The following is a 10,929-nucleotide window of genomic DNA, read 5'->3' as shown; positions in this document are numbered from 1 at the left end:
ACCGCATGCACTCGGCCCTCGGGTATCTCACGCCCGAACAGGCCGAGCAGCGCATGACCAGCTAACCCAGCGTGTCCGCCGAGTCAGGGAAAGATCAATCCGCAGCCAGATTATCTGGACGAAAGAACGGCTGGTGCTCAGCCGGGGGCATTATCACTGGCAGCACGAGCCCTGCTGGTATGCAGTTCGCAAGGGTGGTTCGGGCGGCTGGGCAGGGGATCGCAAGCAGACCACCGTATGGCCGATCGCGAGCAAGGGGCAGGATGCAGAGACGGTGCACGGCACCCAGAAGCCGGTCGAGTGCATGCGCCGGCCGATGCTCAACAACAGCAGCACCGGGCAGGCGGTGTATGAGCCGTTCTCAGGATCAGGTACGACCATGATCGCAGCCGACACCTGCGGGCGACACTGTCTCGGCATGGAGCTGGACCCGCGGTACGTGGATGTGGCGGTCATCAGATGGCAGCAGCTGACCGGTCAGTCAGCTGTGCTGGAAGGGGAGGGGGGCAGTTTCGGCGAGGTTGCCGCAACCAGGGTGCTTTTGTGCTCGGCTTAGGCCGCAATGCGGTAAATGCGACCGCGCTCCTCTTTCGTGCTTTTGATAGTGTGTCCCAGCTTCTTCGCAACGACGCCAGACAGCGCCCCGCGAACACTGTGCGGCAGCCAGCCGGTCGCCTGTTGCATCTCGGCGATGGTCGCGCCTTCAGGGCGGCGGAGCAGCAAAACCAAGGTCTCAGAAGCGGTGCCGCGCTTGAGGACGGGTGCGACAACCTCGGCGGCCATGCCCTTCACCACGGTGACCTCGCGGTCGCCCGCGTGTATGATGCCGCCGCCGAATGTCTGTACAGCCGCTGTGGTCGCTTGGAGCGTGAGAGGCTGCCCAGCATCATTGCAGCGCCACACGACGCCACGGTCGGTGGCGGGCGTCTCTTGCACCAGCCCACGCTTGAGCAGGCTTTTGAGCACGTTGCCAACAGCGCCGCCTTTGATGGGGAGATCTACTGGAAAGACCATCCGGTCGTCACGCGCGATCGCGGCGGTAAGGATGGCGGTCTGGGTATCGCTAAGTTTCATGGATCTATTCCCTCTGCAGACCGCGCACTGTGCCGGTCCTACGACGACAGGCCCCTGAGCAGGGGCGAGAAGGGCAGGTGCGGTGGATCCCCTGATCCACGCGATGGGCGACACACATGCTCGGCTGTTCGCGAGCATCAAGTCATATCTGCAGCATTTCGCCATGCGCGGGCGTAGACCCAAGCCCACCGCGCTCAAGGAACTGGAAGGAAATCCGGGCAAGCGGCGGCTTAACAGGGGCGAGCCCAAGCCGAACGGTGATCTGTACGCAGCGCCTGAGTGGATGAGCGCTACCCAGCGCGACGGCTGGGCTTATGCGATTACCCACGCGCCTCACGGTCTGCTGAAGCAGCTGGACCGATCCGTGCTCGCCATCTGGGTCGTCGCCGAGGACATGCACCGCGAAGCCGCCGAAAAGATCGCGCAATACGGTCTGCTTACGAAGTCGCCAAACGCCGGCCTACCGTTGCAATCTCCCTATCTCGCCATCCTCAACAAGCAGGCGCAGCTTATGCTCAAGGCCGGTTCCGAGCTTGGGTTCTCGCCTTCAAGCCGCACCCGCGTTCAGATAGACGGTGGCCCGAGTTGGATACGCGACGGCGGCATGGATCCGGATGGGCTGCTGGCTGGACCTTGGAACTATGGCGGGCCGCGAGAGCCTGATGAGTTCTTCGGGGACTGAACGCTGCCCCGACCCGCCACATGAGAGCGCTGTTGCACGCTCAACAGCTCAACAAGTCTGACCGCAACGATACACGCGGGATAGCACTGATGATGGGGGTGTAGTGGAGCACATTCGTCAGACGACCACCACTGGGCGAAGTAAGGCCGCAAGCTTTAGCAACCGGATCGGGTAGCCGAATTACAGAGACGGAACGAACAGATTGCGATCACGATCTTGGCCGGTTAGCTTCCAGTCCCAGTTTGAGGAAACATCCCGCATGCCCACCGTCGCTACAGTTTGCGCGAACGTCATGATTTACGGACTTCTGGGGTGGGCGGTCGTCGGGTGGCTGGGCCACCGGACCTATGCTCGTGTAGCCGGGCTGTTTCTTGCAATTGGTTTCGCTTTTGGCAGCTTCGGGGGGCATGCTGCGGCAGAACCCGAGAACATCCTCCAACTGCGCGCCCTTGGTTCAGCCATGGGATTAGCCGCCCTGTCAGCACTGATGTTCTTTCGCCGTCGCGGCATCGCTCAATAAGCTCTGGCGAACAGCTGCTCGTTATACAGCTGCGATTGCTGCTTGCAGCGGTTTTGGCAAACGCAGTTGCTGAGGAGGCATGATGCTACAATCCGGAGGAATGTGGACCGCAGTTCTCGTTAACGGTGCCTTTGCTTCGGGAATCACAACGATCGGTGAATGGCGTGTCGCTAAACGCTCGGATCGACGTGAGCACCTGCGGGGAGCGGCATCACTACATTGGCTTTGATCGTTGCGTCTTGTCGTGTCGTTCCAACCTAACCGTAGGTTTTTTGATACAAACCATGCATCAGCGATCAGCTGCTTGACGGCGCAGTTCGCGTGACCGCAAGCTGGCGTGCTTGCCGTGATGAAAGGACGAAACGATGCTATTGACATTCACGCTACTACTGGCGGCAACACAAGGTTGCATCGACACAAAGCGTGAATGCCGCGCCTGTACGACTATTGATGGCAGGCAGCGCTGCTCATACCCAGGAATTGCCTGTCAGCCTTTAAGACGCATATGCCGCGCAAAGGGCGACATGACAGCGGCGGAACGCCCTAAAGCGACAAAGCCAAGTCACAGGTAATTTTTGTGGTTATGATGCAAAACTCACAGGTTCTGCATCGCTTTGGTAACGGCGGAAGTCCGCGCGGTTTGTGATGCAGATATCCGATGCACTTAGCCACGATGACTCTCATCCGAAATCCCGAAACTCGATCCCTTTTGAGAAGGCCCAGCCCTCACGATCACCGGCCATTCGTGTAAAAGTCAGAGCGGGCGGAAGCGTCGAATGGCAGATCGCACCGGAACAGGTTATCGGCATGCAAATGATCCGCGACACATTTTCGAAGCTCAAGGCTTGGTTTTGATCCGGCGTTACGAGCAGCGCTGCAAACCCGGTTGGCCGGGGCAAGGGGGGGGGTGATCCGACGGACGCTCAACCCGCGCAGTCCGCGAAGAAAACCAAGCGGCGGGCGCAGAGGCACGCGAGAAAACGGAACCGTTGCAGCACTCGAATATCGGCTGGCTACCACGCACCGCAATCAAAGCGCAGGCAGAAAGCGGCCGTGCTGAAAGTGCCCATTATCAGCCGCTCGCGGCGTGACGCAGTGGACGGCGCGGTGCCGTCGAGTTAGCTTCCTTGGGACATGGGAGAGCAAATGTCTGGTTACGCGAGTTGGTGGCGGCGGTTGTCTAAACGCTATAGAGCCCTGTGGCTGATCACCTGTTATGTCTTTATTTTCTATGGCGCGATCGATGTCGGTCGAGCGATTTATCAGGTCACTCACTGAGATCGCCGCGCGCGAGACATAGCTGTGACGTGGGCGAGGCGGCCAAAAGGGCTTCGCGTTAAAGCGGACGTTCCACTCTCCACCATGTCGCGACGTTCAAGATGCCGATCGACATTAATCCAAAGGTGCCTGTCGGCATTCGCCTACAAGCGAACGCAAAGGGTACGATTTCGAAGCCAATCCGTCAAAGTGACTTCTCATTCGGATCGCGTCAGTTCGCCGCCAATCCGGCCCCAGGCGGCTGCTTCTGCCATTTGTCTTCTGTCGGCCAGCTACCTGCCGGTCCTTGCCAGTTTGTGGCGTACATGGCAGTCGCTGGTACTTCTTCGCCGTCTAGAAACACGCTGCACCGTATTTTGGTCGTGGTGCTTCTTAGCCAGACCTTCAATTCACCATCGCCGAACGGCGTGAGCCACGGCTCTCTGTACTTTTGTGAGAACCGCATCCTGCCGTTGCTGGCGTGAGCTTGCTCACCGTTCACCAGCAGGCGCTCCTGTCCCCACAGTGTCCAGCTGTAGGCGTTATCAACCTCGACCACGGTGTTGCCGATCTGAAATTCCCAGCGTTGCCCAATAAGCCTCATTTCTCGTTCCTGCCCAACCGGTGCCTTTAAAAATGGCGTCAATCTCAGCACAATCATTGCCTAGCCGGAAGCTAGGCCGAGACCGCCTCTTCACACTGGTCGCACCGAATTATACGTCGAACTAAACCACGCGCCAATGTCCGACTTCCAACAACTCAAGACATTCCTAGCCAACTTTGATCAAGTCTGCCTGTCGTTGCAGTTATCGTCTTAATCACTGCCGCGGCTTTGTCCCGGTTGGTTGAGCATCCGTTTGCAAGGTCGGCTTCAATTTGCGGCGCGGGCGCAATTGATTTGGCAATACGGGCCAATGGCGCAGTCGGCATTTTCTATTCCGTGCAAAAATATAGCCGACCGTCTTCACCTCACAACATTAAAATCGTGTCCGCTCAAAAACACTCCCGTTCAGCGATTCGAGTGCTAACTACCAGGCCCGCGTAAAAGTGTTGCCACTATTAGTCATCAGGGTGCGCGCCCACTAGATGTTCTGATCAAGCATCCGACATTCATAAAATTTTTCGTCGTGATAGAACCGCTATATCAAGCGTGATAGATAGTGACCGTAGTCAATATGACATGAGCGGCGCAAATCTTGTCGCGTCTGTGACGCAAGGCAAACCGACTTTTGTACGGTGCGCGGGAGGGTGATGCCTCGGAATAAAGACCGGCGTCCACGCTTATAACGAGCACCTGCTTCGGCGTGCACAAACGGGAGCAGTCTTAATTGCATCCGCGATGAAACCCCTTGGAAGGCAACAGCTTCCCTCGGGCAGACCATCAGGCCGAGCCCGCGTGTTGCAGTTTGGTGACACATGGTAACAATATGACTTTCCGTTCATTCATGTCCCATCAACACCATTGCATATCCGGTGATGGATCGGCAGCCTTGGGCGAACGAAGTCAGTCGGCTCGTCAAGGGGGTTGTACCAGATGAAAATATCGCGCTTTGCATGCGCCACCGCGCTCGCCAGTTCTATCCTGCTCGCACCGGCCTACGTTTCCGCTCAAGTCGCTCCAACCACGCCCGATGCGGAGCAAGTAACACCGGCAACTGTGGATGACGAAAGCAACAGCACATCTGCACAAGGTGGTGAAAAGCCCGATTCAAAGGGTGAAATTCTCGTCACCGGCTCGCGTATTCGCCGCAGTCAGTTTAACACTGCTGACCCCGTAAACATTGTTAACTTTGATCAGGCTGCACAAGCTGGATTCAGCTCTACCGCACAGGTACTTCAAAGCGCAGCAATCAGTAACGGTACGGCGCAGATCAACAATTCTTACGGTGGCTTTGTGACCGCCGGCGGTCCTGGCGCAAATACGTTATCTTTGCGTGGTTTCGGAACAAGTCGGTCCTTGACGCTGCTGAACGGACGCCGTCTGGCACCTTCTGGATCACGGGGCTCCGTTGGGTCCGCGGATTTAAATGTCCTGCCAAATATCTTGGTGGATAGAATCGAAATTCTGAACGGGGGCGCCTCTTCGATCTATGGATCGGACGCGATCGCGGGCGTTGTGAACGTCATCACTCGATCAAACTTTAAGGGGATTCTGGCCGACGCCCAAATCAATATGCCAGAAATTGGCGTCGGAAAGACCGAGCGCTACGGTCTTTTGTTTGGTGCGCAGGGTGATCGGTTCCGCTTTACCGGATCCTTCGAGTATTCCAGCCGCCAAGCCGTTGCGCAAAGCGATGTTAATTTCACACGCTGTCAAACTAGTTACCGTAAGGCCGACGCAAATAGCGCACCGGGGACCGGAGATTTTATCGATCCGCTTACGGGCCAGCCAAAGTGCTATCCGACCGGCGTTACTGGTGAAAGCGGCGTCACGATCAATACGATCGCGACCCCAAATTTCAACGGACAGCTGGTGGACCGCGCTGCCGGCGTACCCGCCGGTTACGGAGCACTGCCAGCTTCAGCTGGCTTCGGCGCGCCTACAGCTCAGGTTTGTAATCGCTTTCGTCCCGACAGCACGGCTGGCGGAGCGGTTCTTGGCTTTGAATGTGTCGGCGGCGGGGCTCTTCCCCTTGGCGTTCGCGACACATATCCCAGATCGTTGCTCGCTAACGAGATCGTCAACCCCGGCAAAAACTACACGGGTTTCCTCCAGGGAAGTTACGAACTCGACGCGCTCGGCAACGCGGAAATCTATGCCGAATTGTTGGTGAATAGGCGCAAGTCCGAGCAGAACGGCAACCGCCAGCTGTCGTTCGACTATCCTTTCCAAAGCCCGCTTATTCCGACAAATCTGCGATTCCCGACCGCCGCTCTCGGCGCGCAGCCGACAAATCCGGGCGTTCCTGTCGGCATCCGAGTTTTTGCGGATTATGGCATCTATAATAACCGTCAAACCGTCGATTTCGTCCGTGCTCTGGGCGGCGTCCGTGGTGAGATCGGTGGTGGCTTTCACTACGACGCCTCGGTGCTGCGGTCGTGGTCTGATTCTAGCTATACCTCCGACCTTGTCCTCACGGATAAACTTAACCAAAGCCTCGACGTCGTTGCGTCTGGCTCCGGCTTTGTGTGTCGCAATACCGCTAACGGATGCGTAGCCGCACCCGCGCTGACACCCGCTGTTGTCGGAGGACAATTTCCCGCATCATGGATCGGCTTTATTGCCGAACCTGTCACTGGAAAGACGAGCTTCCGCGAAACGATCGTTAGCGCAGTTGTCGATGGCCCATTGTTCAACATCTGGGGCGGACCGGTCCAGATCGCCGTTGGTGCCGAGTATCGTAAGCAAACGCTGAATGACACTCCCGCTCTGGATAGCCAGCGTGGCAACGTCTATAACTTCACCTCGTCGACCATCACGCGTGGCAGTGACAACGTCAAAGAGGTTTTCGGCGAAATTGAAGCGCCGATCCTGAGCGATCGTCCGTTCTTCCAGGACCTGACGCTCAAGGCGTCCGCCCGATACACCGATTATGCATCGTACGGTTCCCAGACGACATATAAGGTCGGTGGCATTTACTCGCCGGTGCGCTGGCTGTCTGCACGCGGCAGCTACGGCACCAGTTATCGCGCACCAGGACTGTTCGAGCAGTATCTTGGCGCGACCAGTGGCTTTGGGGCGGCAAGCGGAGATCCTTGCAACAATCTTGGCGCGGCAGGCCAAAATCCAGTACGGGTCGCAAATTGCCAGGCCGATGGCCTCGCGACTGGCTTCGTGCAGACGAACAGTATCGCCGTTCTCCAGCGCGGCGGTGCCGACTCCGGACTGCAGTCAGAAGACTCGGTTGCATGGACTGCCGGTGGCGTTTTCCAGCCGAATTTTGGCAATTGGGGCAAGCTTTCGGTATCTGCCGATTACTTCAACATTAAGGTCGACGGTGGTGTGTCGCAGCTTGGCTCCGCGACGATCCTGCAACAATGCTATGACGATCCGGATTTCCGGGCGCAAAGCGTCTGCGGTCTTATCGTCCGCAACCCGGCAAATCAGGCCCTTACAGTAACCACCGGATTCGTAAATATTGCCACTGCGCGCGTCACGGGTTGGGACTTTAATGCCCGTTATTCGGTCCGCCGTGGTGAAACGAACTTCGACATCGGGGGGCAGGTCACCCGCTTTGGTCAGCGTTACAACCAGTTGTTGCCAACTGACCCGATTGAAAACGATATTGGATCGCTGAACAACCCGCGTTGGTCGGGGACATTCGATGGCGGCATCGGCTTTGACAAGATTTCCTTCCGTTATTCGGTCGAATGGGTTGGAAGTACAAACAGCAGCGCGGACTATGTCGGCCTCACCGACGCGCAACGTGCTACGTACGTCTTTGAGGCAAAAGACTACTTCATCCACTCTACCTCAATTCGGTGGCGCCTGGACAACAAGTTCCAATTTACGATTGGTGTACGTAACCTCCTCGAACAGAAGCTGCCGCAGATTTCTTCGGGTGCCTACAATCGTGTTGGGAACGTGCCGCTATACAGCGCCTACGATTACGTAGGCAGAACCTTCTTCGCGAACGTGCGCGCTGGATTTTAAGAACTAGAGGCTTTATCGTGTCGGCTGCCCCCATGAACATTGGGGGGCAGCCCTTTTTTGTGTTCCAACCGAATAAATCCTTCAAGAGAGTCTTCCATGTTGAAACGCTATTGAATGTCGTGTCGACCGCTTGAATTTGGCGATTTATCTTTATGGAAAGCTGCTTCATGTCTGACGAGCAATCTTCACGGCAAAATGGCCTTGGCGATCATTCTGATAAGGGGGTGGACGGTGGAGCAAATGTAATCGTTGCTCGATCAACACATCCAGACGGAAACGTCATAGATAGTTTTATCGCGACAACGGCGAAGGTCGAGTTCGTGGAAACCGCAAATGCGGTCCATGAATTACAAAAATTGGCGAAATATGATTTAGTCCTAATAGACTCCGTACTCTCGGATTTGGATACTATTTCTGCTGTCAGGCTTATTCGTTCTGCCGATAGCTTCCCGTATATAATGGTCAGAGCTGAAACGGATGACGAGATAGATAGAGTATTGGCCCTCGAAATCGGGGCAGATGATTGTTTCGCTTCATCATGTGGTTATCGCGAGCTAAAGGCTCGGATACGCGCATTTCTTCGTCGCCATAAACGCGAAACAATCGGCGGATCGACCTCAACCGCGCCGTCAGCGCCTCAAAGTTTTTCAACGCTGCTATTCTTTGACTGGGTATTAGACAAAAATCGATGTGAGCTCCTATCGCCCTTAAAGAGTGTGATAAATCTAACGCAAGCAGAGTACGTGATATTAGCAGCGTTGTTCAGTGAGCCGGATGTCACCAAAGATAGATACAGTCTAAGGTCTTTTGACACTGAGAGCGGGCATATGATCAACGATCGCTCTCTTGACGTGGTCATAAGTCGTCTTCGGAAGAAAATAATGAAGAGTAGCAACGAAGACCTGATTCAGACAGTTCGAGGTAAGGGCTATAGGTTGAAGGGTGCTAGACAGAACTGAGGTAAAAAGCTTTTACGATCCGTCATATCGTGATGCGCCGGAGCCGAACAATGAAGATATTTAGAGTGAATCGTCCGATTCAGGTTCGGATCACAGAATATCTTGCGGTATGTTCGGTCGTGCTGTGGATTATTTCAATTATTTGGGCGGATATGAGGATGGGAAACGCTCGTCATAGTATCTCATACACCGCGATGTTTATACTAGGGACATTCATTATTATGATGACAATATGTGCAACACGCTTAAGAAGTGATGTTGCATTAGGCGTTATCTTACCGTTCCTTTTTACGCTTATGCTGGTCGCGTTTGCAACACTATTTAATCCCGAACCACGGTTTTATCACTTTACCGAAGCGATGATTGTCAGAGCATTATACTACATAAACCGTAGTAACTGGGCGTTACAATGTTCAGCGCTCTGCGGCGCCGCTGCCGCAGTCCTAATGTGGACGCCAAGCGCACGGGCATGGCGGAAAGAAGCTTAGGTGACGCTCAAATCGCCTCCACGAAAAATGCAGGGCGGTTGGGCTTTTAAGGTTCATAGTTGCCTATTCTAAAAAAAAACCCGGCCTTGGTTGGCTCTAAAAGGCGAAAGCGCTTGAGAAGACGTAGCTTCCTTGTGGGTGCGGCGGGGGCCGCTTTATCGACCATTGCTCGTGGGGCGAACGTTACCCCTAGCGGAGTCGTGGGGTTGACGTGTTCCATGGCGGGCGTTTCGGGGATTATCTCGCAAGGCGAGGATGGCGCAGTTCTCGATCCATCGTTCCGCTGGCACATTGGCTCCAATACGAAGGCGATGACGGCCGCTCTTTATGCCCGTATGGTTGATCTCGGGCGATGCCGCTGGGCCGCGAGCGTTCCTAGTCTCTTTCCTACAATCGCATCGCATCCGGCTTGGGCCGACATACGGATCGAGGAACTATTAAGTCACTCGGCAGGCTTAACGGATACCTTCATTGATGGTCGGTGGCTGGATGCGCGACGCGCCGATGCAAAATCTGCCCGTGAACAACGGCGAGACCTGGTCGAGCGCGTTCTTGGTGTTGCTCCGCCGGAGAGTCGGGGTGTCTATCGCTACGGCAATCTGAACTACGTGATGGTGGGTGCAGCCATTGAACAGGCAATTAGCGTAACGTGGGAGGAGGGGATGCAGAGCGAAGTGTTCGCAACTTTGCGGATTGCTGAAGCGGGATTTGGGGCACCTCCACGCACGGGGCCGTGGGGGCGGGAAGCCAGTGGTAGCAAGTTAAAACCTATTGACCCGTCCCTCGGTGAGGCTGACAATCCGGCGGTACTTTGGCCATCCGGCGGCGTACACATTAGCGCCTCGGGCTACGCACAATTCCTGGCGAGTTATTTGCATGGCGGGCCGTCTCTCGTTCGTCCAACGACCTTGAAGCATCTGCTCACCCCAGCTGAACCGGATCTCGGTTATGCCGGAGGCTGGAGCCTGGACGGACCATCCGCCTCTCCAGCGAGCAGACTAACGCACGACGGGTCGAACACGCTGTGGTTTGCGAGTGCGATTATTGACCGCAAGTCCGGTCGTGGGTGCGCGGCGCTCACAAATTGCGGTGGCGAACGCGGGGCTGCGATCACACAGCGCATCATCAAACGCATCTCCCTCACATCGCCACGGGCCTAGCGATCTCCATTTTCTAGCTTCTTGGAGGCGGTATTGCTGCGCAACATTGCCTGTGCTGACGCGGCTCCCAAGAGCGGTCGGACTGCAAACTGATCTTCCCTCGGTTTGGCGGACACCGATGATAGGCTTTGCGGAGTCAGGAGGTGTATGATGGCGAGTACGACGAAGCGTCGGTTCACGGACGAGTTCAAGCGG

Annotated in this window: 9 protein-coding genes; 7 read left to right on the top strand and 2 right to left on the bottom strand. The window is 56.0% G+C overall.

What is annotated here, in order from left to right; translation table 11 throughout:
* Positions 1-556: DNA-methyltransferase (locus tag ASG67_RS10065; RefSeq protein ID WP_162244344.1), on the top strand; the 556-nt coding region annotated here is incomplete at its 5' end.
* On the opposite strand, the gene ASG67_RS19480 is transcribed toward ASG67_RS10065, so the two are convergent.
* Positions 553-1,074, bottom strand: a complete 522-nt coding sequence (locus tag ASG67_RS19480; RefSeq protein WP_056529364.1) for a DUF3489 domain-containing protein — start codon at positions 1,072-1,074, stop codon at positions 553-555. The genes ASG67_RS10065 and ASG67_RS19480 overlap by 4 nt on opposite strands.
* 82 nt (positions 1,075-1,156) lie before the next feature.
* Between ASG67_RS19480 and ASG67_RS10055 the strand changes: the two genes are divergently transcribed.
* The 3 genes from ASG67_RS10055 (at position 1,157) to ASG67_RS18875 (ending at position 3,131) form a co-directional block, all read left to right on the top strand.
* Positions 1,157-1,756: a phage terminase small subunit P27 family gene (locus ASG67_RS10055; protein WP_156460749.1), complete on the top strand. Its 600-nt coding sequence runs from the start codon at positions 1,157-1,159 to the stop codon at positions 1,754-1,756.
* A 259-nt stretch (positions 1,757-2,015) separates the two neighbouring features.
* Positions 2,016-2,276: a hypothetical protein gene (locus tag ASG67_RS10050; protein WP_056529356.1), complete on the top strand. Its 261-nt coding sequence runs from the start codon at positions 2,016-2,018 to the stop codon at positions 2,274-2,276.
* Between the two features lie 645 nt (positions 2,277-2,921).
* The gene (locus ASG67_RS18875) at positions 2,922-3,131 is read left to right on the top strand and encodes a hypothetical protein (protein ID WP_156460748.1); all 210 of its coding nucleotides are present in this window, start codon (positions 2,922-2,924) and stop codon (positions 3,129-3,131) included.
* Positions 3,132-3,765: 634 nt separating this feature from the next.
* Here the strand turns inward: ASG67_RS18875 and ASG67_RS10045 are convergent.
* Positions 3,766-4,194 (bottom strand): hypothetical protein, encoded by a 429-nt coding sequence (locus ASG67_RS10045; RefSeq protein ID WP_156460747.1) that lies wholly within the window; start codon positions 4,192-4,194, stop codon positions 3,766-3,768.
* Positions 4,195-5,067: 873 nt separating this feature from the next.
* Here ASG67_RS10045 and ASG67_RS10040 point away from each other — a divergent pair.
* From ASG67_RS10040 to ASG67_RS18350, 3 genes are all read left to right on the top strand, one after another.
* On the top strand, positions 5,068-8,127 hold the full coding sequence (locus ASG67_RS10040) for a TonB-dependent receptor domain-containing protein (RefSeq protein WP_082543443.1): 3,060 nt from the start codon (positions 5,068-5,070) through the stop codon (positions 8,125-8,127).
* Between the two features lie 167 nt (positions 8,128-8,294).
* On the top strand, positions 8,295-9,086 hold the full coding sequence (locus ASG67_RS18355) for a winged helix-turn-helix domain-containing protein (RefSeq protein WP_162244343.1): 792 nt from the start codon (positions 8,295-8,297) through the stop codon (positions 9,084-9,086).
* A gap of 622 nt (positions 9,087-9,708) precedes the next feature.
* Positions 9,709-10,734: a serine hydrolase domain-containing protein gene (locus tag ASG67_RS18350; protein ID WP_268796289.1), complete on the top strand. Its 1,026-nt coding sequence runs from the start codon at positions 9,709-9,711 to the stop codon at positions 10,732-10,734.
* The last annotated feature ends 195 nt before the right edge of the window (positions 10,735-10,929 follow it).

The sequence above is a fragment of the Sphingomonas sp. Leaf339 genome, assembly GCF_001426195.1.
Classification (GTDB): Bacteria; Pseudomonadota; Alphaproteobacteria; order Sphingomonadales; family Sphingomonadaceae; genus Sphingomonas.
Note: the sequence above shows the minus strand (reverse complement) of the source record. Positions and strands in the feature narration are given on the sequence as shown.

Excerpts from the sequence above, each read along its gene's own strand:
- ASG67_RS10045 (WP_156460747.1), bottom strand. The coding sequence starts at position 4,194 with ATGATTGTGCTGAGATTGACGCCATTTTTAAAGGCACCGGTTGGGCAG.
- ASG67_RS19480 (WP_056529364.1), bottom strand. The coding sequence starts at position 1,074 with ATGAAACTTAGCGATACCCAGACCGCCATCCTTACCGCCGCGATCGCG.
- ASG67_RS10040 (WP_082543443.1), top strand. The coding sequence starts at position 5,068 with ATGAAAATATCGCGCTTTGCATGCGCCACCGCGCTCGCCAGTTCTATC.
- ASG67_RS18355 (WP_162244343.1), top strand. The coding sequence starts at position 8,295 with ATGTCTGACGAGCAATCTTCACGGCAAAATGGCCTTGGCGATCATTCT.
- ASG67_RS10050 (WP_056529356.1), top strand. The coding sequence starts at position 2,016 with ATGCCCACCGTCGCTACAGTTTGCGCGAACGTCATGATTTACGGACTT.
- ASG67_RS18875 (WP_156460748.1), top strand. The coding sequence starts at position 2,922 with ATGCAGATATCCGATGCACTTAGCCACGATGACTCTCATCCGAAATCC.